Below are 26234 nucleotides of genomic sequence, written 5' to 3' on the forward strand. Positions count from 1 at the left end.
GGGTACCCGAATCCGGAAATTTGGCAACCGGAGTCAGGACAATAAACACTTGTGCGGGCCGAGGCGTCAGCTGCCCGCAGTGATAAGCCCGGTTATTCAACAGCCCGGCTGGCGCCTGCGCCAGCCATCCGGTTCATACCTGTCGGTCAGGCAGGTATGGGGAAACAGGTTGCCGCTTTAGGCGTTTACTGCCCGCGGGGGGTAGTCTCCACGGCCCTCGTCGCGGGGGTCGGACTTCTTTTCGCTGCTACCGGAAGGTGCCTGGGACTGCCGGGAAGGCATTTCCTCGGGCACGATGTTGACTGCGTGAATTCCCTTGTCACTGGGTTTTTTGTCAAAGGTGACGGCCTGACCGGCTTTCAGAGTCTTGTAGCCGTCCATCTGAACCGAGGAAAAGTGGGCAAACAGGTCGTCACTGCAGCCATCCTCGATGATGAATCCGTAGCCCTTGGCATTGTTGAACCACTTGACTTTGCCTCTTGGCATGATGAACTCCCCTGTTCTTTCGCTGTCAGTTCTTATTATTCGTTACACCCGGAATCCCGGAACTCCGCCGGGATCCTGTTGCTCGTTTGTGCGCTCGGTTACGTTTGCATCGTATATATTTACATTATTTTACAATGCCTACTAACTGTCGACCAATCAGCGCCCGGAGTCAATAGTTTCTATCGAGGTTATGTGTGGTTTAACGCGGTCCGGAAGCTGTATCATTCTCGTATTGATAAATATCTCACGCCAGGGGACTCGGGCCGCTTGAAAACCCGGCCCCGGACAACCACATTTAACCCGAGGACACCGAGTAAACCGGTAAAGAAACATGCGGACTATCGACAATTCTCTACTAGTATTGAATCAGGGGGAGGACGATCAGCCAGGCCGACAGGACGACCTCAGTGTTGCGCCCGAAAAGCCTGCTCTGAAGCGCCCGGCGCGTTACCGGGTCGTGCTTCTGAACGATGACTACACCCCCATGGACTTCGTGGTGGATGTATTGATGAAGTTCTTCGGAATGAACGAGGAGAAGGCGACGCAGGTGATGCTGCTCGTCCATACGCAGGGAAAAGCCGTATGTGGGGTATATACCCGAGACATCGCAGAAACAAAGGCAGCTCAGGTGAATCAGTATTCCTCGGAATGCGAACATCCGCTCCTTTGCGAGATTGAACGTGCGGACTGACAGACGTTGGGGTGGCCCATGCTGAGCAAAGATCTTGAAATTACGCTGAATACGGCCTTCAAAAGTGCCCGGGACAAGCGTCATGAATTCATGACCGTCGAGCATTTACTGTTGGCTCTGCTTGATAATGAATCGGCGGTGGGTGTCCTCAAAGCCTGTGGTGCTGACCTCAAGCGCCTCGAGGAAGAACTGGTGGAATTCGTCGATTCCACCACACCACTGATTCCCAGTAACGACAGCGAACGTGAAACTCAGCCCACGCTGGGCTTCCAGCGCGTGCTCCAGCGGGCTGTCTTCCATGTCCAGTCCTCGGGCAAGAAGGAGGTCACTGGCGCCAATGTCCTGGTGGCCATCTTCAGTGAACAGGAAAGCCAGGCGGTCTATGTGCTGAAGAAACAGAGCGTCGCCCGGATTGACGTGGTCAATTTCGTTTCCCATGGCATTTCCCGGGTTCAGGGTGCCGAGGATCAGGAGGGCCACGACCAGGCTTCCCACGAGGAGGCAGGAGAGGAGGGCTCCCAGTCCAAGCCACTGGAAAGCTATGCCACTAACCTGAACGAGCAGGCCCGCCAGGGGCGTATCGACCCGCTGATCGGCCGTGAACACGAAGTCGAGCGGGTGGTCCAGATCCTCGCCCGCCGTCGCAAGAATAACCCGCTGCTGGTGGGTGAGGCCGGCGTAGGCAAGACCGCCATCGCTGAAGGCCTGGCCAAGCGGATCGTGGATGGTCAGGTGCCGGACATCATCTCTGATGCGGTGGTTTACTCACTGGACATGGGCGCGTTGCTCGCCGGTACCAAGTACCGGGGTGACTTCGAGAAGCGTCTGAAAGGTCTGCTGAGCGAACTGAAGAAACAGCAGCATGCGATCCTGTTCATCGACGAGATCCATACCATCATCGGCGCGGGGTCTGCGTCCGGCGGTGTGATGGATGCGTCCAACCTGCTCAAGCCGATGCTCAGCTCCGGTGAAATCCGCTGTATCGGTTCCACCACTTTCCAGGAGTTCCGGGGCATCTTCGAGAAGGACAGTGCGCTGGCTCGCCGCTTCCAGAAGATCGATGTCAACGAGCCGAGCGTCGAGGATACCTACCAGATCCTCAAAGGCCTCAAGCCCAACTTCGAGAAGCACCATGACCTGAAGTACACGGACAAGGCCCTGCGGGTAGCGGCGGAACTGGCCGATCGCTACATTACCGATCGTCACTTGCCGGACAAGGCCATCGATGTGATCGACGAGGCCGGTGCCCGCCAGCGCATGCTGCCGGAAAACAAGCGCAAGAAAACCGTCGACGTCTCGGAAATCGAGGACGTGGTGGCCAATATTGCGCGGATTCCTCCGAAGAATGTCTCCACCAGCGACAAGGACCTGCTCCGCAACCTGGAGCGGGATCTGAAGATGGTGGTGTTCGGGCAGGATCCGGCCATCGAATCCCTGGCCACGGCCATCAAGCTTGCCCGTGCGGGCTTGAAGGCACCGGAGAAGCCGGAAGGTGCGTTCCTGTTTGCCGGCCCCACCGGGGTGGGCAAGACCGAGGTGACCAAGCAGCTGGCCAAGGTGCTGGGTATCGAACTGGTACGCTTCGACATGTCCGAGTACATGGAGCGGCATACCGTGTCCCGCCTGATTGGTGCGCCCCCGGGCTATGTCGGGTACGACCAGGGCGGCCTGCTGACCGAGGCGGTCAACAAGCATCCACACTGTGTGTTGCTGCTTGACGAGATCGAGAAGGCGCACCCGGAGGTCTTCAACCTGCTGCTGCAGGTGATGGACCACGGCACCCTGACCGACAACAACGGCCGCAAGGCGGACTTTCGTCACGTGATTCTGGTGATGACCACCAACGCCGGTGCCGAGAGCATGGCCCGCCGTTCCATCGGCTTCAGCGAGCAGGATCACAGCACCGATGGCATGGAGGTGATCACCAAGACCTTCACACCGGAATTCCGTAACCGGCTCGATGGCATTATCCAGTTCCGTGATCTCCAGAAGGAGACCATCACCCACGTGGTCGACAAGTTCCTCACCGAGCTGCAGGCGCAGCTGGACGAGAAGCATGTGGTCCTGCATGTGGACGAGGAGGCCAAGGCCTGGCTCGCGGAACGCGGATACGACGTCACCATGGGCGCGCGCCCCATGTCGCGCCTGATCCAGGACAAGATCAAGCGGCCGCTGGCTGAGCAGATTCTGTTCGGGCGGTTGTCCGACCATGGCGGGGAGGTCTACGTCCACCTCAAGGGGGACGAACTCGAGTTCGAGTACGAGGACGAGCCCGCGGAAGCCGTCTGATTCTGGTCCATCCGGTAAAGCCGCTGCCTTGTGCAGCGGCTTTTTTATATCACAGGCAACAAAAAACCCCGCCGTGGCGGGGTTTTTCAGATGTCACTGAGGCAGATTAACGGGCGCGGTAAACAATGCGGCCCTTGCTCAGGTCATACGGGGTCAGCTCAACCTTGACCTTGTCGCCAGTCAGGATGCGGATGTAGTTCTTGCGCATCTTGCCGGAAATGTGAGCAGTCACAACGTGACCGTTGCTCAGCTCAACGCGGAACATGGTGTTGGGAAGGGTGTCGATGATGACGCCTTCCATTTCAATGACATCTGATTTCGCCATTCAGTAGAAACCTCTCTTTGAATATGCTTCTCGTGATTTTAAATTGCGCAATTCTGCCTGATTTGTCGTCATTTGGCAAAGTCAGTTGTCATCCATCGTCCGCCAATGGCCATCGCGCAGAGCTTCGATCGGCTGGAAACGGGTCTTGTAATTCATTTTCCGGCATTCCCTGATCCAGTAACCCAGATACAGGTGTGGCAGACCCCGACGTCTGGTTTCTTCGATCTGCCACAGGATGGCAAAGGTTCCCGGGCTGCGGTGCTCCAGTTCGGGGGCAAACACCGTGTAGATGGCCGAAAGGCCGTCATCGAGAATATCCACGGCCGCAAGCCCCATCAGTTTGCCCTCCAGGCGCATCTCCAGGAACCAGGAATCCGTGGCACCCTCCACCAGGAATGAGCTGAACTGCTCACGGGACGGAGGGTACATGTCGCCGTCGCTGTGCCGCTCGTTGATATACCGGGCGTACAGGCGGTAGTACTCCTCGGTGAAGCGGGCGGGCACCATTTCACAGTCGAGGTCCGCGTTCTTTTTCATTACCCGGCGCTGGCTTCGGTCCGGCTGGAACTCTTCGGTTTTCAGGCGAACGGGGATACAGGCGTTGCAGTGTTCGCAATGGGGCCGGTAATAATGGGAGCCACTGCGACGGAAACCAAGGGCAGTCAGCTGACTGTACAGCTTCTTGTCGATGTTGGCTCTCGGGTCCACAAACATCGTGGTGGCCTCACGATCGGGCAGGTAACTGCAGTCATGGGGTGGAGTCGCAAAAAATACCAGGGTTCTGAGGTTACTCATTCATACCTCCGGCCCACGCCATTCCCAGGTGAAGGTCCAGTCGGACTGGTCCGGTTTCTGATCAACACATGCCCTGAGTATAGATAAAAACTCCGCTCTGGGAATGCTCCGGGCGCCCATGGTCAGCAGGTGGTCGCTCTCTACCTGACAGTCCATCATCCGGTAACCCCATAGCCGCAGCTGGTTCGCCAGGTGAACCATCAGAACCTTGGACGCGTTGGTCTCCAGGGAAAACATGGATTCGCCAAAAAAGCAGCGACCCAGTGCAACCCCGTACATCCCGCCGGCAAGCTCGTTGTTGCGGTTCCAGATCTCAATGGAATGGGCAATGCCTTGCCGATGAAGTTCGGTATAGGCTGCCACCATGTCATCGGTAATCCAGGTGCCTTCGGCACGAGTGGACCCACAAAGCCGGATGATGCGACTGAAGGCCCGGTCCGCAGTGACATGAAACCGTCTCTGGTTCAGCGTTCGTCGCAGGCTCCGGGAGATATGGATGTCGGGTGGAAACAGCACGCATCGGGGATCGGGGGACCACCACAGGATCGGCTGATCGTCGCTGTACCAGGGGAAAATACCGTTCCGGTAGGCGAGCACCAGCCGGTCGGTGGAAAGATCACCGCCGAGGGCCAGGAGACCATCCGGGTCATCCAGGGCCTCTTCGGCGGGAGGGAACCACAGTTGGTCCGGTTCCAGCCAGGGGAGAGTGGTCATCCTGCTCCAGTTACTCCGGTCCGGCTCAGTCTTGCTGGTCCAGGAACTTCTCGGCGTCCAGCGCCGCCATGCAGCCGAAACCGGCGGAGGTTACCGCCTGGCGGTAGACGTGGTCAGCCACATCGCCAGCGGCGAACACGCCCGGAATGCTTGACTGGGTCGCCATGCCTTCGAGGCCGGAACGGATACGGATGTAACCGTTGTCCATGTCCAGCTGGCCCTCGAACAGGCTGGTATTGGGTTTGTGGCCGATGGCGATGAACACGCCGGCAAGCTCGATGTCCCGGGTGGAGTCGTCCTTGGTGCTCTTGATGCGCATGCCGGTTACGCCGGTGGCGTCACCGAGCACCTCGTCCAGCGTGTGGTCCCAGACGATGTTGACGTTGCCGTTCTCTGCTTTCTCGAACAGTTTGTCCTGAAGGATCTTCTCCGCCCGAAGGCTGTCGCGACGGTGCACGAGGGTCACTTCGTCGGCAATGTTGGAGAGGTACAGGGCTTCCTCGACCGCGGTATTGCCGCCGCCGATTACCGCAACTTTTTGCTTGCGATAGAAGAAGCCGTCACAGGTGGCGCAGGCGGAGACACCCTGGCCCTTGAACTTCTCTTCGGATTCCAGCCCCAGGTACATGGCTGAAGCGCCGGTGGCGATGATCAGCGCGTCACAGGTGTACTCGCCGCCGTCGCCCTTGAGCCGGAAAGGACGGTTGCTCAGGTCAGCCTCGTTGATGGTGTCGTAAACGATGCTGGTCTCGAAGCGCTCGGCATGCTTCTGCATGCGCTGCATGAGCTCTGGCCCCTGAACCCCGTCGTTGTCCCCGGGCCAGTTGTCGACGTCAGTCGTGGTGGTGAGCTGGCCGCCGACTTCAATACCGGTAATCAGGGTCGGGTTCAGGTTGGCGCGGGCCGCATAGACTGCTGCGGTATAGCCGGCGGGACCTGAGCCCAGGATGATCAGTCGGGAGTGTTGGGTGTTGCTCATGAATGTCTCTCACTGATGTTTGAAAATGAATACTATGTGGTCAGACGGTTTTTATTCAAGTACCGAGACCGTCGCCAGCAATTGTCGGACGCGCTCGGCACTCTTGCCGGATTCACCCTGCTCGAGGCGGTGCTCCGCGACGGCTGGGAAAACGGCCTGGATATCGTCGGGCAGGACATGGTGGCGCCCTTCCATCATGGCCCAAGCCTTGCCCGCCCGGAGCAGGCCCAGGCCAGCCCGGGGGGACAGGCCATAGAGAAGGCCGGGCATGCGCCGGCTTTGCTCCAGCAACCGTTGCACGTAATCAAGCAGCGCCGGGCTGGCGGTAACCCGGGTGACACCTTCCTGCAGGGTCCGGAGGTTCTCGGCAGACAGCAGGGTACCCAGGCGCTCGGTCATGGCGCGTCGGTCCTCGCCCTCAAGCAACTCGCGCTCGGCGCGCGGGTCCGGATAGCCCAGTCTCAGGCGCATCAGGAAACGGTCGAGCTGGGATTCGGGCAGCGGAAAGGTGCCGCCCTGTTCGATGGGATTCTGGGTGGCAATCACGAAAAACGGTTCTGGCAGGGGGCGGGTCTCGCCTTCGATGGATACCTGTCGTTCTTCCATGGCTTCGAGCAGGGCACTCTGGGTTCTCGGAGAGGCCCGGTTGATCTCATCCGCCAGAACCACCTGGGCGAAGATAGGGCCAGGATGGAAGACGAGGGTGCCCGCGGCCTTGTCATACATGGAGTAGCCGAGCACATCAGCGGGCAACAGATCGTTGGTGAACTGGATACGCTGGTAGCTCAGTCCCATCACCTTTGCCAGGGCATGGGACAGGGTCGTCTTGCCCATGCCGGGAATGTCTTCGATCAGCAGGTGACCCCGGGCCAGCAGGCCGCACAGGGCAAGACGTACCTGCCGGTCCTTGCCCAGGAGAATGCTGTTCAGTTCATCGACAACGCTGTCTACCAGTTTTTTCATCCTGTCCTCAGTCCCTTACCCGCTTCAGAATGTCGCCATAGGCATCGATACGACGGTCCCTGAGATACGGCCAGATCCGTCGAACCGATTCGGTGCGGGTTCGGTCAAGAGTGACAGAGAGGATGCCTTCGTTTTCGTCATTGGCGCGGGCGAGAAATTCGCCCTGGGGACCGCAGATGAAACTGTTACCCCAGAAGCGGATGCCATCCGATTGACCGGAAGGGTCCGGCTCGGTGCCCACCCGGTTCGGTGCGACCACCGGGAGGTTATTGGCGACAGCATGCCCGCGCTGAACCGTCACCCAGGCTTCCAGCTGACGGGCCTGTTCGTCCGGATCGTCGGTGACGTCCCAGCCAATGGCGGTGGGGTAGATCAGGATCTCGGCGCCGGCCAGGGCCATGAGTCGGGCGGCCTCGGGATACCACTGGTCCCAGCACACCAGCACGCCCAGCCTGCCGACCGAGGTGTCGATCGGGGTGAAACCATTGCGGCCGTCGTTGAATTGGGCATCGCCGGGGGTGAAATAGAATTTCTCGTAGAAACCGGGATCATCGGGAATGTGCATTTTCCGGTAGATGCCGGCAATTTCGCCATCATTTTCAAACACCACGGCGGTGTTGTGGTAAACGCCGTTCATGCGCCGTTCGAAAATCGAACCCACCAGCACCACGCCCAGTTCCCGTGCCAGTGCTGACAAACGGTCACTGGTCGGGCCGGGGATCGGCTCGGCGAGCTCAAACACCGAGGTATCCTCGGTCTGGCAGAAATACAGGGTGGCGTGCAGCTCCTGCAGGACAATCAGCTCCGCGCCCTGGCTCGCCGCTTCGCGGATCAGTTTTTCGCTGGCGGCCAGGCTGGCGGCCTTGTCCTCACTGCAGGCTTGCTGGATTGCTGCGATGCGAAGTTCTCGACTTTCGCGGGCCTTGCTCATGGATTAACCACTCCTGCGGGAATTTGCATGGTGACGCAATGCAGACTGCCGTGCTGGTAGACCAGTGGCCGGCAGTCAATGGGGATGATCTCCCGGTCCGGGAAAATGCCCTGCATGACTTCGATTGCCTCGTCGTCCTGGGCGACCCCGTATACTGGCAGCAGGACAGCACCGTTGATGATCAGGAAATTCGCGTAGGTGGCCGGCAGTCGTTCGCCGTCCTCATCGTGAACCGGATCCGGCCAGGGCAGGGCCGTCAGCCGGTAGGGCTCGCCATTCGCCTGCCGGAACTCCCGCAGTTCCTCCTCCATGGCGGCCAGGGCACTGTAGTGCTCGTCCGCCACATCGGGGCAGGTGATGTAACAGATGTGGTCGGGGGCACAGAATCGGGCCAGGGTATCAATATGGCTGTCGGTGTCATCGCCTGCCAGGTAGCCGTGGTTCAGCCACAGGACCCGGCTACTACCCAGGACCTCGGTCAGCAAGTGTTCAATGGCGGTGCGGTCCAGGCTCGGGTTACGGCTGGGGGTGAGCAGGCATTCGCTGGTCGTGAGCAGCGTTCCCTGGCCATCGGACTCGATGGAGCCGCCTTCGAGCACGAAATCCACGGGTTTGAGTGGTGTCGTGCCAAACACGCCGGCATTGGCCAGGTGGCGGTTCAGCGCGTCGTCCTTTTCCCAGGGGAATTTGTCGCCCCAGGCATTGAACCGGAAGTCGAGCAGTTCGGGACCCTCCCCGGTCTGGACCGTTATCGGGCCATGGTCCCGGGCCCAAGTGTCGTTGGCTGGCGCAGGAACGGTGATGACGCGTCCGGGCAGGGAGTTTTCCTCGGCATAAAGGTTAAGATCACGGTCCAGGTCCTGCAGCCGGAAAACGTGCTCGCAGCTGATCACCAGATGCTCGAAGCGCAGCACCGCCCGGGCGATGGCTTCAAAGACCGGTTCCACTTCTTCCAGGCAGGAAGCCCAGTCAGTACCGGGGTGGGGCCAGGTCAGCATTACGGCACTTTGATGTGCCCACTCGGCGGGCAACACTCGTCTTGAAGTCACTGTTGAAGCTACCTTAACTCGCAAAAGCCGCCATTCTAACCAAGGACTGGCCCGGCGTCAGGACAACAGCCGTGAAAACGGGCCGGTTGGCGGTGTATTTTTGTTATCGTCCGGTCTGGCGTTTCAGTACCGTGTGAAGCACGAGATCGTTTTCGAAATAGACGACGAAACCCTGGTAATGCCATTGCGTAATGGGAGGTTCGCCAACGGGGCCACGGACTTCCTGCGGGTTGCCCCACTTTGCCCGGACCGAGGACTGGGACAGCCCGGTTTTCGGATAGTTTCCCTGGTTCCGGTCTGCCTGGCTTCCAATCGGAGTCCGAAGCTCTTCAGCCAGGACACCGCTGGCCGGCGCAAACGACAGGGCGGCCGCCAGGGCCAGTACACCGAACAGGGTTTTGTTGTTTCTCATTGATGGCTCTCCATTGACGCTACAGCTCGGGTCCTTGCGGGGTGCTCCGAAAGGACATGGATAAAACGTAATATCCGAAAAAGACTAGCAAAAGTCACCCGCTTTCCCCCAGTTTATACTGTTTGGGCCCGAAATTTTTGCCAAGGCTTTCACACGCAGGGTGAGGGATGTCCGGTTGCAACCGATTTTGGACAAGGGCCATAATGCGCTCGACCACGCCGAGCTTGCCATTCAGGGATTCTAACAGAGCAGCACTCCTACATGTTCCGACCCTTATCTTTCTATATCGGTTTGCGGTACACCGCAGCCAAGCGTCGCAATCATTTCATCTCGTTTATCTCATTGACCTCCATGATCGGGCTGATGCTCGGTGTCGCGGTTCTTATCATCGTGCTGTCGGTGATGAACGGCTTTGATCGCGAACTCAAGCAACGGATCCTGGGCATGGTGCCCCACGCGGTGATACAGGGCTCCGGTCCGCTGCCCGATTGGGAGGCGGTCGATGCCCGGGTGGAGGAACATCCCAGGGTGCTGGCCGCCGCACCGTTCATCCAGGGGCAGGGCATGGTAACCGGAGGTGGCGACGTCCGGGGCGTGATGCTCAATGGCATCCTGCCGGAACAGGAACGTTCGGTTTCCATCATCGAAAATCACATGATCGAGGGCGATCTGGAGGACCTGGTGTCCGGCGAGTTCGGCATCATCATAGGCCGGACCATGGCGGCAAGTCTTCGCCTCAAGGTGGGGGACAGGCTGACCGTCGTGCTGCCCGAAGCCTCCGTGACCCCGGCGGGCGTTCTGCCCAGGCTGAAACGTTTTACCGTCAAGGGCATTTTCAGCGTGGGTGCGGAGCTTGATGGCAACTACACGCTCGTTCATATGGACGACGCCGCCAAGCTGATGCGTACCGGCGGCAAGGCCCAGGGCGTGCGCCTGCTGGTGGACGACCTGTTCGCCGCCCCGAAAGTGGCGGAAGAGGCCGCGCGCCTGCTAGAGGGTCGCTACTTTATTTCCGACTGGACCCGGACCCATGGCAACCTGTTCCAGGCCATCCGCATGGAGAAGACCATGATCGGCCTGCTACTTATGTTCATCGTGGCGGTGGCGGCGTTCAACATCGTCTCGACCCTGGTCATGGTGGTGACCGACAAGACCGCGGATATCGCCATTCTCCGGACCATGGGGGCAACCCCCGGCCGTATCATGCGGATCTTTATTGTTCAGGGTGCGGTTATCGGGGTGTTCGGAACCCTGGTGGGAACCACGCTGGGGGTGCTCGGGGCCCTGAACATCAGCGCCTTTATCTCCTGGCTGGAAAAGGTCCTGGGGCACCAGTTCCTGAGTGCCGACGTCTATTTCATCAGCTATCTGCCGTCGCAGCTCCAGATGCAGGACGTCATGATCATCAGCGGTGCCGGGCTTTTGATGAGCTTGCTGGCAACCATCTATCCTGCCTGGCGTGCATCCCGGATCGATCCGGCGGAGGCACTGCGGTATGAGTGAGGCAAGAGCTCCCATGAACGAAAGAACACCGGTTATTGACTGCCGCAGCGTTACCCGTACCTACAACGAGGGCCCGGAGAAGCTCACGATTTTTTCCGATATCTCCCTGCAGGTCGGTGCCAGTGAGACCGTTGCCATTGTCGGCAGCAGCGGTGCCGGCAAGACAACGCTGCTGAACCTGCTGGGTGGGCTGGATAAACCATCCTCGGGGCAGATCCACATCTGCGGCGAGGATATTCACCGGATGTCGGAGGCGGGCAGGGCACGTTTCCGGAACCGGCATCTGGGGTTCGTGTACCAGTTTCACCATCTGCTGCCCGAATTCACTGCCCTGGAGAATGTCATGATGCCCTGCGCCCTTGGTGGGTTGCCGGTCAAGGCTGCCCGTGACAAGGCAGCGTCTATTCTGGAGAAGGTCGGTCTCGGGCCCCGTCTGACCCACAAGCCCGGCGAGCTGTCCGGGGGCGAACGCCAGCGTGTCGCCATTGCCCGCGCCCTGGTGAACGAGCCGGAATGCGTGCTGATGGACGAGCCCACCGGCAACCTGGACGAGCACACCGGTGAGGGAGTGCAGGCGCTGATTGAAACCCTGCGTGACCAATCCGGTATTGCCTTTGTCATGGTGACCCACGACATGCGAATGGCCCGGAGCCTGGGGCGGGTGTTACGGCTGGAGCAGGGGCGTCTGCTTCAGGAAGCCTGATTGGCGGTGCGGCGGCGTTTGTGCCGTTCCAGCCTTCTCTCACGCCAATCCGAGCGGATTTTCCGGCGCCAGAGGTACTGGATGGCCAGGTAGGAAAGGCAGGCAAAGACGGTGGCGCAGATCAGGGAGCCCAGATACAGGGGGATTCCGATATCCACTAGCCGTTCGCTGATCCAGGGCCAGGAAAGTTCGAATTCGAAGGCCAATACCGGGCGGTTCAGGATCCACGCGCCGACCTTGTAGTTGAAATAGAACATGGGTGGCATGGTGACCGGGTTGCTGATCCATACCAATGCCACGGACAGGGGCAGGTTGGCATTGAACCAGATCGCAAACAATGCTGCGGCCAGCATCTGGAAAGGCATGGGAATAAAGCAAAACCAGATGCCGATCAGGAAGGCCCTGGCGACACTGTGGCGATTGATGTGCCACAGGTTGGGTTCATGAAGGATATCGCCCAGAAAGTGCAGTGATTTCATGGACTGCACCCGTTCCGGTGACGGCAGATATCGTTTCATGAACTTCTTTGGCATAGGAAGTTCTGCCTGTAAGCGTGTGATTGCGCCGGCAAAAGGGATGTTGCCGGAGAATAAATATCAGGAGGACATGGATTGTCCGCGAGTCATACCAGCTCTGAACAGCCGTATAAGCCGCAATCGCACGGCCTGGCGATTCTTTGCGCCATAGCGTTCTCGTGCGGCGTTATCTTACTGTATCGCTTGTCGGTGTTACCAGTGTCGTGGTGGCTGCTGGCGGCCCTTGTGACAGCTTTTTACAGTGTGTTGGCAGCGAAGTCTCCGGCACTGCGGAAGCTGGCGCTGGTGACTGGCGCCCTGATAGCCGGTCTGGCATGGGGCGCGTGGCAGGCCGGGCACCAGTTGAGTCAGCGTCTGCCTCCGGATCTGGAGCGCATTCCCCTGACGGTCGAGGGCTATGTCTGCGATATTCCGGCGGCCGGCAGTTTCGACAGCCTGCGTTTCAGCTTTTGCATCACCGGCTGGCCCGGGGGACCCGAAACGGGACTGCCGGGACGGCTGCGGTTGAGCTGGTACGGCGGTGAGGCAAAAACGCTGGCACACCATCGCCTGAACCTGAAAGTGGTGCTGAGGCGTCCCCACGGAACCCTTAATCCCTCGGGATTCAGATACGAGGACTGGCTGTTCCGCAAAGGCTACCGCGCAACCGGCAGTGTCCGGTCGGCAGAGTCTGCTCCAACCCTGCCTTGCAGCCTGCACTGCCGCTACACTGATTCCCACCAGGCTCTTGCGCGCTGGGTGGAAAGCCGGTTTTCCGGAGCCAGCCGCTACCCGCTGATCGCATCCCTGATGATCGGCAACCGGGGCGCCCTGGAATCGTCCCATTGGGAGGTGCTCAAGGCCACCGGGACCATTCACCTGGTGGCCATATCGGGCTTGCACCTGGGCCTGGTGGCGCTGGGGGCAGGCTTTATGGCCCGTCGGGCCTTGCTGGGCTTTCCCGGGCACCGGCTATCCGAGGCGTCATTGCGCTGGGGCATCTTTGCCGTGGTCGGCGCCAGCTGTCTCGCTTATGCCCTGGCATCCGGATTCACGGTACCAACACGCAGGGCCCTGATCATGGTGATGGTCGCCACCTGGGCACTGATGGATGGGCTGGAGACCTCGCCCTGGAGGTCCCTGGCACTGGCATTCGCAATTGTTCTGGCACTGGATCCGTTTGCCCCTCTGGACCAGGGTTTCTGGCTTTCCTTCTCTGCGGTTGCCATCCTGCTTGTGACCTTCTCCGGACGGTTAGGGGGCAGTGGATGGCTGACAGGACTGGTCCTGGCCCAGATGGCTGTCTTTGTCGGGCTCTGGCCTGTGCTCGAACAATTTGGTCAGGGGCAGCCGATTGCAGGCCTGGTAGCCAACCTGATTGCCATTCCCTGGGTCTCGTTGATAGTCATGCCGGTGATTATCATTGGCGGCATCGTGGTCGCCCTGATTCCGGCGCTGGCGGAATGGGTGATCCCCTTGATGGACGCTGTGCTGGAGGGACTCTGGTGGTTGTTACTCCGCCTTTCGGAGTGGCAGGTACCGGTTCTGTCATCGGCTACCATGCCACTGTTGCTGGTGGCTGCATCCGGATTGCTGGCCCTTCGTCTCCCTCTGCCTTGGTTTCCTGCCCTGGTGGTGTGTGCGGTAGTTCTGTGGTTGTGGCCCGGGTCCGATTCCGCTTCCAGTAACGGTCGCCCGGTGAACCGGCATGTGCCCGTACCGGAAGTGCGTATCCTGGATGTCGGGCAGGGGCTTTCGGTGCTGGTGCGCCACCGTCGGGAGGTTCTGCTCTACGATACCGGCCCGGCGGTACCGGGGGTGTTTTCGGCGATGGAATCAACGGTCCTGCCGAACCTTCGGGACCTTGGGGTCCGCCGGATAGACCAACTGGTGATCAGCCACAGTGACAGTGATCATGCCGGTGGAGTTGGCCTGTTACTTGGCAGTCTGCCCGTTGGGCGGGTGATTGCCGGGGAGCCGGATGCCCTGGAAGAAGTGGCAGTCCCGGCCCACGTGCCTGTTGAGAGTTGCCAGCGGGAGCCGGCAACGCTGGGAGCGCTGGAGCTGGCTTACTGGCGGAGTCCTGATGGCGTGGTCGGCAACGATGCGTCCTGCGTGCTGGTGGTCCGGCACCAGGCGACGGAGTGGATTCTGCCGGGGGATATCTCCGAAGCGGTTGAGGCCGATTTTCTCGAATCCCTCGAGTCCGGGGCGCATCCGTCCCTGCATCGGGTTCTCCTGGCACCCCACCATGGCAGCAAGACATCGTCCTCCGCCGCCTGGGTCAAAATCCTGGAGCCGGATCATGTGATCTATACCGCCGGCTACCGGCACCGCTATGGTCACCCGCATCCGGATGTGGTCGCCCGGTATCGGCAGATCGGGGCGGACGCACTGAATACCGCTTGCTCCGGCGGTATTACGTTCAGGGCGACTGCCGGAGGGTTGGAAGTCCATGAAATGAGACACGATTCACCGTTCTGGATCGGTGGAGCGGGGCTGACCCGTGACCAATGTAAAATACCGTGACACAACGGGTGTGGCCTGAAACGGCAGCTATGCTAAAGTAGCGCGGCTTGTAACTAACCAGGGAGACCAAGCGTGTTCGAGTTGTTGAAAGCCGGTGGCATTCTGATGGTGCCCATTGTTGCCTGTTCCGTCCTGGCTCTGGCCATCGTCCTGGAGCGTTTCTGGACCCTTCGTGCCTCCAGGGTTGCTCCTCCCCAGACCATCAACGAACTCTGGCGCTGGATCAAGAAAAAGGACCTGAATGGCCGGAAGCTCAAGGCCCTTCAGGCGTCATCTCCTCTCGGGCGAATCCTCGCCGGCGGTCTGCTTAACGCCAAGCATGGCCGGGAAATCATGAAGGAAAGCATCGAGCACGAAGCCAGCCAGGTGATCCACGAACTGGAGCGGTTCCTGAATCCGCTCGGCACCGTGGCCACCATCGCACCGTTGCTTGGCCTGCTGGGCACGGTAATCGGCATGATCAAGGTGTTCGCCGAGATCCAGCTCGCCGGTGTCGGCAACGCCGGCAACCTGGCCGGGGGCATTTCCGAAGCCCTGATCACCACGGCGGCCGGTCTGAGCGTGGCGATTCCGGCCCTGATCTGTCACCGCTATTTCATCCGCCGTGTTGATGAGCTGGTGGTCAACATGGAGCAGGAAGCCATCAAGCTGGTTGAGGTTGTACACGGAGACCGCGAAATCGACGTGGAAGGAGCCTGAACACCGTGAAGTTCAAGCGCCAGAGAAGTCAGGAAGTCGGCGTCGACCTGACCCCGTTGATCGACGTGGTCTTTCTGCTGCTGATTTTCTTTATGGTATCCACCACCTTTACCCGGGAAAGCCATCTGCAGGTCGAGCTGCCCGAGGCCAGCGGCGATCCGGCCAAGCCGGCCGAGGTGAAGCAGATTGATGTGGTTATCAACGCTGAGGGGCAGTACATCCTCAACGACCGTACCCTGGTCAACAACCGGAGGGAGACCCTTGAGAAGGGTGTCCGTGAGTTGGCCGAAGGTGATAGTTCCCTGCCATTCATCATTACCGCCGATGCCCGCACGCCACACGAGTACGTGGTTCGCGCCATGGATGTTGCCGGCCGCCTGGGTTTTGCCAAGTTGAGCATAACCACGGAGCGGGAGGCCGATGCTGGTGAATAACCCGGAACCTGCTGCGCCGGCTGCCCTGGACAAGGGCAGCTGGGAGACCTACAAGCGGCTGCTGTCCTATGCCCGGCCGTTCTGGATTGCCTTTTCCCTGGCGGTCATTGGCAACGTCATCTATGCCGCTGCCTCCACTGGCATGGCGGCGGCCATGGAATACGTCATCACGGCCATCGAAAACCCCACTGACCAGAACCGGTTGATACTGACGCTGCTGATTGTGGGAGTGTTCGCGTCCCGGGGTCTGGGTACCTACATGAGCACCTACTTCATCGGTTACGTTGGCCGCCATGTAATCAATTCCCTGCGCCGGGACCTGTTCGAGCGGCTCATGGCATTGCCGTCCCGATATTTTGATGACAACGCGTCCGGGCGGCTGGTCTCGAAGCTGACCTTCAACGTCGAGCAGGTGGCCGAGGCGACCACCAACGCCGTAACCACTGCCTTGCGTGAGGGTCTGACGGTTATCGGCCTGCTTGGTTTCATGCTGTACACCAACTGGAAGCTGACCCTGCTGTTCCTCACCGTGGGTCCGATCATCGGTGCGGTGGTGAGCTATGCCAGCAAGCGCTTCCGCAAGATCAGCAAGCGCATTCAGGGCTCCATGGGCGATATCACCCATGTGGCCTCGGAATCGATTACCGGCTACCGCGTTGTCCGTACCTTTGGCGGTGAAGGCTACGAAAAGGAACGTTTCCGCACCGTTAACGATCAGAACCTGAAGCAGAGCCTGAAAATGGCGGCTACCCAGGCGATCAGCGTGCCGGTGATCCAGGTGCTGGTGGCGATCGCGATCGCGGCGCTGGTCTGGATGATGCTTGCTCCGGAAATCCGGGGTGAAATGACCACCGGCCAGCTGGTGGCCTTCCTGACGGCGGCTACCACCATGGCCAAGCCCATTCGCCAGATCACCAACATCCACGCCAAGATCCAGAAGGGCGTGGCGGCGGCCCATGATGTGTTCGAGACCATCGATGAACAACCGGAAGATGATCCGGGGACCTACGCGCCGGATCGCGTTGCCGGGGATATCCGTTTCGACGATGTCTCCTTCCGGTACCGGGACCAGCTCGATAACGTTCTCGAGGGCATATCCCTCACCATCCCGGCAGGACAGAGCGTTGCCCTTGTCGGTCGTTCGGGCAGTGGCAAGTCGACCCTGGTCAGTTTGTTGCCCAGATTCTACGAATTTACCGGTGGCGATATCCGCATTGATGACCATTCCTTGCGGGAATATTCGCTTACGGCCCTGCGTGCCCAGATCGCGCTGGTGACCCAGAACGTGGTGCTGTTCAACGACTCCATCGCCGCCAATATTGCCTATGGTGCCCTGAGGCACTGCAGCCGCGAGGAGATCCGGGCGGCGGCGGAGAAAGCCCATGCCCTGGAGTTTATCGACCGGATGCCGGAGGGCCTCGATACCATGATCGGGGACAACGGTGTGATGCTGTCCGGCGGCCAGCGCCAGCGGCTCGCGATCGCACGGGCCCTGTTAAAGGATGCCCCGATCCTGATTCTGGACGAGGCCACCTCGGCACTGGATACCGAATCCGAGCGCCATATCCAGGAGGCTCTGGAAACGGTCATGCAAGGCCGGACCACGCTGGTGATTGCCCACCGCCTGTCCACCATCGAGAAGGCGGACCGGATCCTGGTGATGGAGAAGGGCCGGATCGTTGAATCCGGTCGTCATGAGGAGTTGCTGGCGACCGGTGGCGCCTACGCCCAGTTGCACCAGATGCAGTTCAGCGAGCATCCATGACTTCTGTGGTGGACCGGGTCTGGTATGGCAAAGGCCGTCCGCTCGGCTGGCTGGCGCCGTTGGCCTGGCTCTACCGTGCGGTCGGGAATTCACGCCGCCGCAAGGCCTGGGAGCTTCGCAATGAACAGCTTCCGGTTCCGGTGGTGGTGGTTGGCAACATTACCGCCGGTGGCACCGGCAAATCCCCGCTGACGGCCCGCCTGGTCAAGGAAATGTCCGCTGCCGGTTGGCGGCCGGTGATCCTCAGTCGGGGCTATGGTGGTAAGTCCGCCCATTACCCGCTTGTGGTCGACGGTGACAGCGATCCGTCAGTGGCCGGTGATGAGCCGGTGATGCTGGCACAGGCGACCGGCGTCCCGGTGGTGGTCGATCCCCAGCGCCGGCGGGGAGCCGCCCTTGCCATTTCCCGGTTTCTGGGCAACGTCCTGATCTGTGACGACGGCCTCCAGCACTATGCTCTGCCAAGGGATATCGAGCTGGCCGTGTTCGATGCCAGCCGAGGCATCGGCAATGGCGGCATGATTCCGGTAGGCCCGCTACGGGAGCCGGTCTCAAGGCTTTCGAGTGTTGATTTTGTGGTGGTTAACGGTGCCAGAACCGAAGACGCCGAGGATCGGCTCGAGAGCTTCGAGGGCGTTGAGCATCCGGAGATCTTCCCCATGCGACTGCTTCCTTCCTCCCTTATCCAGGTGACAACAGGCCATCAGGCACCACTGGCCGAGATTACCGGGCGAAAGGTTCATGGCGTTGCCGGTATCGGCAATCCCTCGCGGTTTTTCGACACGCTCAGGCTGCTTGGTGCCCAGGTCCGGGAGACACCTTTCCCGGACCACCACCGTTTCAGGGCTCGCGATTTGTCGGCAGAGCCTGGCGAGTGGCTGGTGATGACTGCCAAGGACGCCGTAAAATGCCGGAAGTTTGCACCGGATAACGCCTGGTACCTTGCGGTGGAGGCGGAGTTGCCGGACAGTTTTATCGAAGCGTTTCTCCAGCGGCTCGAGGAATGCTCGCAACAGTTGAACGAATCAAACCAGAAGAGAACGGACCATGGATAAAAAGCTGATTGCCATGCTGGCCTGCCCGGTCTGCAAGGGCGACCTGAAGCTCAACAAGGAGAAAACCGAGCTGATCTGTTACCAGGATGCCATGGCTTTCCCGATCCGGGAGGGAATCCCGGTCATGCTGGCCAGCGAGGCCCGGACCCTGAGTACCGACGAACGTCTCGAAAAGCACTGACCCGATCTGGTAAGGGAGAGAGCATGTCCTTCACCGTTGTGATTCCAGCCCGCTATGCCTCCAGCCGCCTGCCTGGTAAACCGCTGGCGGATATAGCCGGCAAGCCGATGATTCGTCACGTGTGTGAGCGTGCGGCCGAAAGCCGCGCTTCCCGGGTGGTTGTGGCCACCGATGACCGGCGGATCCAGGAGGCCTGCGAACGTTTTGGCGCGGAAGTGGTGATGACCTCGCCCGACCATGCCAGTGGCACCGATCGGCTCGAAGAGGTCGCGCGCAAGCTGGAGCTGGATCCGGACCATCGGGTGGTGAATGTCCAGGGCGATGAGCCCCTGATCCCTCCCGCATTGATCAACCAGGTGGCAGAAAACCTGGAGCGGTACCCGGAGGCCTCGATTGCCACTCTCTGCGAGCGTATCCACGATATCGGGCCGGTGTTCAATCCCAATGTGGTCAAGGTAGTCTTTGACCATCAGGGCATGGCCCACTATTTCAGCCGGGCGCCGATTCCCTGGGCCCGGGATCAGTGGCCATCGGGTATGGATTCGGCCAGGGGGCTGGTCTCGTTGCCGGATGGAGTTGGATATTTCCGGCACATCGGCATCTACGGCTATCGTGCCAGTGTGCTGAGCGAATTCGTATCCTGGGCGCCGGCCCCGACCGAGCGGGTAGAGTCCCTTGAACAGCTGCGGGCGCTCTACAACGGTGCCCGGATCCACGTAGACATTGCCGCGCAGAATCCACCTGCCGGGGTGGACACCGACGAGGATCTCGAGCGTGTCCGGGCGTGGCTGACAACGAAACAGGAGAGGTGAACATGAGCAATGGTGTTCGGGTGCTGTTTGTCTGCCTGGGAAACATCTGCCGATCTCCCAGCGCCGAGGGCGTCTTTCGTTCCCTGGTGGAGGAGGCCGGGCTGTCGGACCGGATTCACATCGATTCCTGCGGCACGGGTAGCTGGCATGTGGGCAAATCACCGGATTCCAGGGCCATGGAAGCCGCCCGTAAACGGGGTATTGATATCAGCGACCTCCGGGCCCGCCAGATCATCGAATCAGACCTGGATGAGTTCGACTATGTGCTGGTGATGGATCGCCAGAATCTGGCGGATGTGAAGGACATGTGGCACCAGAATGGCGGTACCGCCCCGGAGCTGTTCCTGTCCTATGGCAAGTCCCGCCACGAAGAAGTGCCCGACCCCTACTACGGTGGCGAGGATGGCTTTGAGCTCGTGCTGGATCTCATCCACGAGGCCGGTCAGGGGCTCCTTGGCGAGATCAGGGGGCGCCTGCGTTGAAGGATCGGGTGGCGGTTCAGGAGCAGGTCGATCTGCAGGCGTTCAATACCCTGCAGGTCCCGGCCACGGCCAGGTATTTCCTGGAGCTGCGGGAGCCAGATCTGCTGGAGGATGCCCTGGCGTGGGCGCGGGAGCGCGGTCTCGACACCCTGTTTCTCGGCGGAGGCAGCAACCTGGTGTTTGCCGGTGATTTCCCGGGATTGGTGGTGCACATGGCGATGCGCGGCCGGCACTGGGAGCAGGTCGACGGTGATGAGGCCACCCTGGTTCTGGGGGCCGGCGAGAACTGGCATGAAGCCGTGCTCTACGCGACAAAGTCCGGCTACCGGGGCATCGAGAACCTCGCCCTGATCCCGGGTACGGCGGGCGCCGCCCCGGTGCAGAATATCGGTGCCTACGGCGTGGAACTGTGCGACACGCTGGTATCGGTAACCGCTTTTGATCGCGAGACGGGCAAGTGGCTTCGTCTGGCCAATGATCAGTGCGGGTTCGGTTATCGAGACAGCCTGTTCAAGCGCAAATCCGGCCGTTATGTGATCACCGAGATACGGTTGCGGCTGTCACGCAGTAAGCCCCTCCAGCTGGGCTACCGGGACCTGGAAGAGTACCTTGCCAGTCTTCCCGACCGGGAACCGGACGCCCTGACGGTAGCCGAGGCGGTGATGGCCATTCGCCGTCGCAAACTCCCCGATCCCCACCAGATCCCCAATGCCGGCAGCTTTTTCAAGAACCCGGTCGTGACTGAGGCGGACTATAATCGGCTGAAGGAACAGTATCCGGAGATCCCGGCCTATCCCCAGCCACAGGGGGTCAAGGTTGCCGCGGCCTGGCTGATCGACCAGTGCGGCTGGAAAGGTTACCGGGACAGGCGGGTTGGGGTACACAACCGTCAGGCTCTGGTTCTGATCAACCATGCCCAGGGCAGTGGCCGGGATATTCTGGAGCTTGCGGCCCGGATACGCGAGTCGATCCGGAAACGGTTTGGTGTGATCCTGGAGATGGAGCCCGGCGTGGTAGGTGGTGCCGGGCTCTCTCCGATAGCCTGAATCCGCTCGGGATGACTGTGCTCAGAGCCCCTTGCGCGGCGAAGCGTTGATCAGGAAGGGCAGGGCTTCGTCCACCGGGATATCCTGCTTTTCTTCATCCCTGCGACCCTTGTACTCCAGGGTGCCTGCAGCCAGCCCCCGATCGGAAACCACGAAACGGTGGGGAATACCGATCAGCTCCATGTCCGCGAACTTCACTCCCGGGCGCTCGTTACGGTCATCCAGCAGGACATCAAAGCCCGCCTGGCGCAACTGCTCGTAAAGCTTTTCCCCGGCCTCGGCTACGGTCGGTGACTTATGGGCGTTCAGGGTCACGATGACGACCTCGAAGGGGGCAATGGCGTCGGGCCAGATGATGCCCTTGTCGTCATGGTTCTGCTCGATGGAGGCGGCCACGATCCGGGAAACACCAACGCCGTAGCAGCCCATTTCCATGGTCACGCTCTTGCCGTGCTCGTCCAGGACGGTAGCGTTCATGGACTTGCTGTACTTGTTCCCCAGCTTGAAGATATGACCCACCTCGATACCGCGACGGATCTCCAGGGTGCCTTTGCCATCCGGACTCGGGTCACCCTCGACCACATTGCGAAGGTCTTCAACCCGGCCTGGCGGGACATCCCGCTCCCAGTTGACGCCGGTCAGATGATAGTCGTCCCGGTTTGCGCCGCAGACAAAGTCTGCCAGGTGAGCAGCACTGCGGTCGACGATGACGGGCACCGGCAGGTTCACGGGGCCGATGGAACCGGGCTCGCAGCCTGTCGCGCTCTTGATTTCCTCGTCGGTCGCCATGGTCAGTGGCTCGGCGATGCCGGCAAGGTTTTCAGCCTTGATCTCGTTCAGTGTATGGTCGCCACGGAGTATGAGTGCCACCAGTCCGGACTGGCCGTTTTCATCCTCTTCACCCTTCACCAGAAGGGTTTTGATCGTGCGGGTGGCGTCAATGCCGAGGAACTCGGCAATGGCGTCAATGGTGCGCTGGCCCGGGGTGTGGACTTCTTTCATGTCCTCGGCTGGCGCGGGGCGCTCGCCGGCAGGCGCAACAGCCTCCGCCTTTTCGATGTTGGCGGCGTAATCGCCCTCGGTGCTGAACACAATGTCGTCCTCACCGGAGGAGGCCAGTACGTGGAATTCGTGGGAGTTGCTGCCACCGATGGCGCCCGAGTCCGCCTCTACCGGGCGATAGTCCAGGCCCAGGCGGTCGAAGATGTTGCAATAGGTCCGGTGCATTACCTGGTAGGTCTCGTCCAGAGACTCCGCGTCGATGTGGAAGGAGTAGGCATCCTTCATGATGAACTCGCGGGCACGCATCACGCCAAATCGTGGGCGGCGCTCATCCCGGAACTTGGTCTGGATCTGGTAGAAGTTCGCAGGCAGTTCCTTATAGCTCTTAAGCTCGTTCCGGATCAGGTCGGTAATGACTTCCTCGTGGGTCGGTCCGAAGCAGAAGTCCCGACCATGGCGGTCGTTCATGCGCAGCAGCTCGCCACCGTACTCGGTCCAGCGGCCGGACTCCTGCCAGAGTTCTGCCGGCTGTACCGCTGGCATGAGGACTTCCTGGGCACCGCTCTTGTCCATCTCTTCTCGAACAATCCGCTCTACTTTGCGCAGGCTGCGCAGCCCCATTGGCAGCCAGGTGTACAGGCCGGCTGCGAGCTTGCGGATCATACCGGCACGTAACATCAACTGGTGGCTGATAATTTCCGCGTCAGCGGGGGTCTCTTTCTGGGTGGCAATCAGGTAACGGCTTGCTCGCATTGTCTCTTCCGTTTGGCTTGAATCAGAATGGTTAGACTAATGGACAGGCGGATCCTCGCCGCCGGCGTCTTATTATGTCGTAAAGTGGTGGTTATTGTACGGAGCCAGCCTGACAAGGTACAGATGATGACTGATGAAACTGTTGATGTTGCCCCCCGCCGCCAGCCTGTCCAGGCCCGGAGCCGCGAGCGGGTAAACACCATCCTGTCGCATGCCGCGGCCATATTTGACGAAGTCGGTGTGGATGCCACCAGCATGTCCGCCATTGCCCGGCAATCGGGTATGTCCCTGGCCTCGCTTTACCGCTACTTTCCCAACAAGGCGGCGATCGTTCACGCCATCGCCGAACAGCACGTGGAGAAGATGGAGAAGGCCCTGCGCAAGCACCTGCCGGAGCTGGGGCTGATCGAGGCGGTGGACATTCTCATCGATCAGTTCTACGAGTTCTACCGGACCGAGCCGGCCTATTCGGCGATATGGAGTGGTGTCGAGGCAATGCCTGAGCTCCGGGAGCTGGACCTTCGCGAACTCTACAGCAACGCCCAGGACCTGGACGCCCGTCTGAAGGAGGAGTGCCCCCATATCCCGGCGGGTCGTCGCTGGACGGCCAGCCTGCTGCTGCCACGCTCGGCCGGCAACATTCTCCGCCTGGCGGTCACCCTGCCCGAAGACCAGGGTCGTCAGCTGGTCGAGGAGCTCAAATGTATGGCGGGCGCCTATGTCCGGGAGCTGATTCGCTGATTCAGGACAGGTAACCCAGAGGCAGGGCGGTGCTGTCGATGACCCGCCTGAGAACGAAGCTGGAATGGACGCCACTGACTCCCTGGATCCGCGTAATATGGTTCAGCAGGAAGTGGTGGTAATGGTCCATGTCCGGGACCACCACCTTGAGCATGTAGTCGGCGTCCTGCCCGGTGATCAGGTAGCACTCCTGGACCTCAGGGTAACCGGCGACCTTTTCTTCAAAGGCTGCAAAACGTTCCGGGGTATGCCGGTCCATGCCGATCAGGATGATGGCCGTTAATGACAGCCCCAGCTTCTTGTGGTCCAGGATGGTGGCCCGGCCAAGGATGACGCCTGCGTCCTCAAGCGCCTTTACCCGTCTGAGGCAGGGGGAGGGGGAAAGCCCCACCTTTTCCGCCAGTTCCTGATTGGTCAGTGAGCCGTCTTTCTGGAGTTCTTCCAGGATCCGCCGGTCGGTTTTGTCAATTTTTACGAGTTCTTTGGGTTGTTTGAGCATTATGTTGCTGCCTTGGTATCAATAAGGGTGGTTTATGCTCAAATTTACCCGTTCCAAGCCTGAAATAGCAATCAAATTTCCTTCCGACTGAGTTAGCATAGTAACTAAATCAAGTACTCCACCGGCAATCGAAAGGAATCCTTCCATGGCTTTTGATCATCGCAAATATATGGCATTCAAGCCGATCGCCAAGACCGACCGTCGTTGGCCGGACAAGGTGATCGAAAAGGCTCCCACCTGGTGCGCCGTAGACCTGCGGGACGGCAACCAGGCGCTGGTCAAGCCGATGTCCGTTGCCCAGAAGCAGCGATTGTTCGATTTGCTGGTCAAGCTCGGTTTCAAGGAAATCGAAATTGGTTTTCCGGCGGCCAGTCAGCCGGATTTTGATTTCTGCCGCAAGCTGATTGAGGAAAACCGCATTCCCGACGACGTCAAGATCCAGGTTCTGACCCAGGCGCGCCCGGAACTGATCGAGCGCACCTACCAGGCTTTGGAGGGTGCCAGGCGCGCCATCGTGCATGTCTACAATTCCACCTCCACGGTCCAGCGGGAGCAGGTGTTCGGACTGGATCGGGACGGAATCCGGGACATCGCGGTCAATGGCGCGACGCTGGTGAAGGACATTGCCACCCGCTATCCGGAAACGGACTGGACCTTCCAGTATTCCCCGGAAAGCTTTACCGGAACCGAGCTGGACTTTGCCGCAGAGGTCATCAATGCGGTCACCGAGGTGTGGCGCCCGGATCAGGGCCAGCCGGTGATCATCAACCTGCCGGCGACCGTGGAAATGGCGACCCCGAATGTCTTTGCCGACCAGATCGAGTGGATCTGTGACAACATCCAGCGCCGGGAGCACATCAGCGTCAGTGTTCACACCCACAACGACCGCGGTTGTGCCGTGGCCGCTGCCGAGCTGGCGGTGATGGCGGGTGCCGATCGTGTCGAGGGCACCCTCATGGGTAACGGTGAGCGTACCGGCAATATGGATCTGGTCACCATGGCCATGAACCTGTATTCCCAGGGCGTCGACCCCACACTGGACCTGTCCGGTATGGCAGAGATCACCGAGGTGGTAGAGGCCTGCACGGAGATTTCCACGCACCCACGCCATCCCTATGCCGGTGAACTGGTATTCACCGCCTTCTCCGGCAGTCACCAGGATGCCATCCGCAAGTGCCTGGCCCGCCGCAAGGACGGGGATGTCTGGAACGTTGCCTATCTGCCCATTGATCCGTTTGATGTGGGACGGCGCTACGAAGAAGTGGTTCGCATCAACAGCCAGTCCGGCAAGGGAGGCGTCGCCTACGTGCTGGAGCGGGACTACGACATCAGTCTGCCCCGGTGGCTGCAGATCGAATTCAGCAAGGTGGTTCAGCGCGAGGCGGAGACTGAAGGTGGGGAAATCGACTCGCACACCATCCATCGCCTGTTCGAGGACCGGTACCTGAAAGTGCATTCCGATTGGGAACTGCGCTCCTACGATCTGCACCGGGATGATGAAGGCGTGCGTGCCGACGTGGTCGTGGGCACCGATGCCTCGCCGGTCCGACTGGAAGGTCGTGGTCTCGGCGCAGTAGAGGCGGTCTCCGAGGCCCTCGAGAACCGCTTCGGTATTGCCATTGCGGTCGAGGCTTATGATGAGTTCGCGCTGGGCGAGGGGACCAATGCCAACGCCCTGGCGTGCATCCGCCTGACGGTAAATGGCCAGCACTGCAGCGCTGCGGCCCTTGCCGAGGATACGACCTCAGCCACGCTGCAGGCGCTGTTCTCCGCCGTCGCCCAGGCTGTTGAAACCGATATGCCCTCTGCGAAAAAGACCGCCGAGCTGGCTGACGCCTGAGGAAATAAATCGAAGGTAAAAAAATAAGCCGGCATGATGCC

The 26234-nt window shown here is 60.2% G+C and carries 27 protein-coding genes; 15 read left to right on the plus strand and 12 right to left on the minus strand.

What is annotated here, in order from left to right:
- Positions 1-177: 177 nt before the first annotated feature.
- On the minus strand, positions 178-486 hold the full coding sequence (locus tag ACESMW_RS12485) for a cold shock domain-containing protein (protein WP_372987352.1): 309 nt from the start codon (positions 484-486) through the stop codon (positions 178-180).
- A gap of 331 nt (positions 487-817) precedes the next feature.
- Here ACESMW_RS12485 and clpS point away from each other — a divergent pair, with 331 nt between their 5' ends.
- Together clpS and clpA are read left to right on the plus strand one after the other, a co-directional pair.
- Entirely contained in the window at positions 818-1177 is a 360-nt protein-coding gene (clpS, locus tag ACESMW_RS12490; protein WP_091999910.1) for an ATP-dependent Clp protease adapter ClpS, read from the plus strand.
- An 18-nt stretch (positions 1178-1195) separates the two neighbouring features.
- On the plus strand, positions 1196-3466 hold the full coding sequence (gene clpA, locus ACESMW_RS12495) for an ATP-dependent Clp protease ATP-binding subunit ClpA (protein ID WP_372987353.1): 2271 nt from the start codon (positions 1196-1198) through the stop codon (positions 3464-3466).
- 106 nt (positions 3467-3572) lie between these two features.
- Here clpA and infA read toward each other — a convergent pair whose 3' ends face one another.
- From infA to ACESMW_RS12535, 8 genes are all read right to left on the minus strand, one after another.
- Complete coding sequence (infA, locus tag ACESMW_RS12500) at positions 3573-3791, minus strand: translation initiation factor IF-1 (RefSeq protein ID WP_014421226.1); 219 nt, start codon at positions 3789-3791, stop codon at positions 3573-3575.
- Between the two features lie 81 nt (positions 3792-3872).
- Positions 3873-4586 (minus strand): arginyltransferase, encoded by a 714-nt coding sequence (locus tag ACESMW_RS12505; protein WP_372987354.1) that lies wholly within the window; start codon positions 4584-4586, stop codon positions 3873-3875.
- Positions 4587-5300 (minus strand): leucyl/phenylalanyl-tRNA--protein transferase, encoded by a 714-nt coding sequence (aat, locus tag ACESMW_RS12510; protein WP_372987355.1) that lies wholly within the window; start codon positions 5298-5300, stop codon positions 4587-4589.
- A gap of 25 nt (positions 5301-5325) precedes the next feature.
- Positions 5326-6279: a thioredoxin-disulfide reductase gene (gene trxB, locus ACESMW_RS12515; protein ID WP_372987356.1), complete on the minus strand. Its 954-nt coding sequence runs from the start codon at positions 6277-6279 to the stop codon at positions 5326-5328.
- Positions 6280-6330: 51 nt separating this feature from the next.
- Positions 6331-7242 carry an AAA family ATPase gene (locus ACESMW_RS12520; RefSeq protein ID WP_372987357.1) on the minus strand — a complete coding sequence of 304 codons (912 nt, stop codon included), beginning with the start codon at positions 7240-7242 and terminating at the stop codon, positions 6331-6333.
- A gap of 7 nt (positions 7243-7249) precedes the next feature.
- Positions 7250-8173: a carbon-nitrogen hydrolase gene (locus ACESMW_RS12525; RefSeq protein ID WP_372987358.1), complete on the minus strand. Its 924-nt coding sequence runs from the start codon at positions 8171-8173 to the stop codon at positions 7250-7252.
- On the minus strand, positions 8170-9222 hold the full coding sequence (locus ACESMW_RS12530; protein WP_372987359.1) for an agmatine/peptidylarginine deiminase: 1053 nt from the start codon (positions 9220-9222) through the stop codon (positions 8170-8172). The genes ACESMW_RS12525 and ACESMW_RS12530 overlap by 4 nt, the downstream gene beginning before the upstream one ends.
- Before the next feature lie 103 nt (positions 9223-9325).
- On the minus strand, positions 9326-9634 hold the full coding sequence (locus ACESMW_RS12535; protein ID WP_372987360.1) for a hypothetical protein: 309 nt from the start codon (positions 9632-9634) through the stop codon (positions 9326-9328).
- 261 nt (positions 9635-9895) lie between these two features.
- Here ACESMW_RS12535 and ACESMW_RS12540 point away from each other — a divergent pair, with 261 nt between their 5' ends.
- Positions 9896-11137, plus strand: a complete 1242-nt coding sequence (locus ACESMW_RS12540) for a lipoprotein-releasing ABC transporter permease subunit (protein ID WP_372987361.1) — start codon at positions 9896-9898, stop codon at positions 11135-11137.
- The gene (locus ACESMW_RS12545; protein WP_372987362.1) at positions 11130-11840 is read left to right on the plus strand and encodes an ABC transporter ATP-binding protein; all 711 of its coding nucleotides are present in this window, start codon (positions 11130-11132) and stop codon (positions 11838-11840) included. The genes ACESMW_RS12540 and ACESMW_RS12545 overlap by 8 nt, the downstream gene beginning before the upstream one ends.
- Here the strand turns inward: ACESMW_RS12545 and ACESMW_RS12550 are convergent.
- Positions 11828-12373, minus strand: a complete 546-nt coding sequence (locus ACESMW_RS12550) for a DUF2062 domain-containing protein (protein ID WP_372987363.1) — start codon at positions 12371-12373, stop codon at positions 11828-11830. The genes ACESMW_RS12545 and ACESMW_RS12550 overlap by 13 nt on opposite strands.
- Positions 12374-12451: 78 nt before the next feature.
- Here ACESMW_RS12550 and ACESMW_RS12555 point away from each other — a divergent pair, with 78 nt between their 5' ends.
- The 9 genes from ACESMW_RS12555 to murB all read left to right on the plus strand — a co-directional run bounded on the left by ACESMW_RS12555 (position 12452) and on the right by murB (position 21358).
- Complete coding sequence (locus tag ACESMW_RS12555; RefSeq protein ID WP_372987364.1) at positions 12452-14884, plus strand: DNA internalization-related competence protein ComEC/Rec2; 2433 nt, start codon at positions 12452-12454, stop codon at positions 14882-14884.
- A 72-nt stretch (positions 14885-14956) separates the two neighbouring features.
- Positions 14957-15583, plus strand: a complete 627-nt coding sequence (locus tag ACESMW_RS12560; protein WP_372987365.1) for a MotA/TolQ/ExbB proton channel family protein — start codon at positions 14957-14959, stop codon at positions 15581-15583.
- Between the two features lie 5 nt (positions 15584-15588).
- Entirely contained in the window at positions 15589-16017 is a 429-nt protein-coding gene (locus ACESMW_RS12565; RefSeq protein WP_372987366.1) for an ExbD/TolR family protein, read from the plus strand.
- Entirely contained in the window at positions 16004-17782 is a 1779-nt protein-coding gene (msbA, locus tag ACESMW_RS12570) for a lipid A export permease/ATP-binding protein MsbA (protein WP_372987367.1), read from the plus strand. The genes ACESMW_RS12565 and msbA overlap by 14 nt, the downstream gene beginning before the upstream one ends.
- Entirely contained in the window at positions 17779-18837 is a 1059-nt protein-coding gene (gene lpxK / locus ACESMW_RS12575; RefSeq protein WP_372987368.1) for a tetraacyldisaccharide 4'-kinase, read from the plus strand. Before msbA ends, lpxK begins: the two co-directional genes overlap by 4 nt.
- Positions 18830-19018, plus strand: coding sequence for a Trm112 family protein (locus tag ACESMW_RS12580; protein WP_091999861.1), 189 nt, complete (start codon positions 18830-18832; stop codon positions 19016-19018). Before lpxK ends, ACESMW_RS12580 begins: the two co-directional genes overlap by 8 nt.
- A 23-nt stretch (positions 19019-19041) precedes the next feature.
- Positions 19042-19830, plus strand: coding sequence for a 3-deoxy-manno-octulosonate cytidylyltransferase (gene kdsB, locus ACESMW_RS12585; protein ID WP_372987369.1), 789 nt, complete (start codon positions 19042-19044; stop codon positions 19828-19830).
- Positions 19831-19832: 2 nt separating this feature from the next.
- Positions 19833-20312, plus strand: a complete 480-nt coding sequence (locus ACESMW_RS12590; RefSeq protein ID WP_372987370.1) for a low molecular weight protein-tyrosine-phosphatase — start codon at positions 19833-19835, stop codon at positions 20310-20312.
- The gene (gene murB, locus ACESMW_RS12595) at positions 20309-21358 is read left to right on the plus strand and encodes a UDP-N-acetylmuramate dehydrogenase (protein ID WP_372987371.1); all 1050 of its coding nucleotides are present in this window, start codon (positions 20309-20311) and stop codon (positions 21356-21358) included. Before ACESMW_RS12590 ends, murB begins: the two co-directional genes overlap by 4 nt.
- Before the next feature lie 21 nt (positions 21359-21379).
- On the opposite strand, the gene ACESMW_RS12600 is transcribed toward murB, so the two are convergent.
- The gene (locus ACESMW_RS12600; RefSeq protein WP_372987372.1) at positions 21380-23113 is read right to left on the minus strand and encodes a proline--tRNA ligase; all 1734 of its coding nucleotides are present in this window, start codon (positions 23111-23113) and stop codon (positions 21380-21382) included.
- A 126-nt stretch (positions 23114-23239) separates the two neighbouring features.
- Here ACESMW_RS12600 and ACESMW_RS12605 point away from each other — a divergent pair, with 126 nt between their 5' ends.
- Positions 23240-23854 (plus strand): TetR/AcrR family transcriptional regulator, encoded by a 615-nt coding sequence (locus tag ACESMW_RS12605; protein WP_372987373.1) that lies wholly within the window; start codon positions 23240-23242, stop codon positions 23852-23854.
- A 1-nt stretch (position 23855) separates the two neighbouring features.
- Here ACESMW_RS12605 and ACESMW_RS12610 read toward each other — a convergent pair whose 3' ends face one another.
- Positions 23856-24353, minus strand: a complete 498-nt coding sequence (locus tag ACESMW_RS12610) for an Lrp/AsnC family transcriptional regulator (protein ID WP_343810189.1) — start codon at positions 24351-24353, stop codon at positions 23856-23858.
- 145 nt (positions 24354-24498) lie between these two features.
- Here ACESMW_RS12610 and leuA point away from each other — a divergent pair, with 145 nt between their 5' ends.
- Positions 24499-26193, plus strand: a complete 1695-nt coding sequence (gene leuA, locus ACESMW_RS12615) for a 2-isopropylmalate synthase (protein ID WP_372987374.1) — start codon at positions 24499-24501, stop codon at positions 26191-26193.
- The last annotated feature ends 41 nt before the right edge of the window (positions 26194-26234 follow it).

Source organism: Marinobacter sp. (assembly GCF_041690455.1).
GTDB lineage: Bacteria > Pseudomonadota > Gammaproteobacteria > Pseudomonadales > Oleiphilaceae > Marinobacter.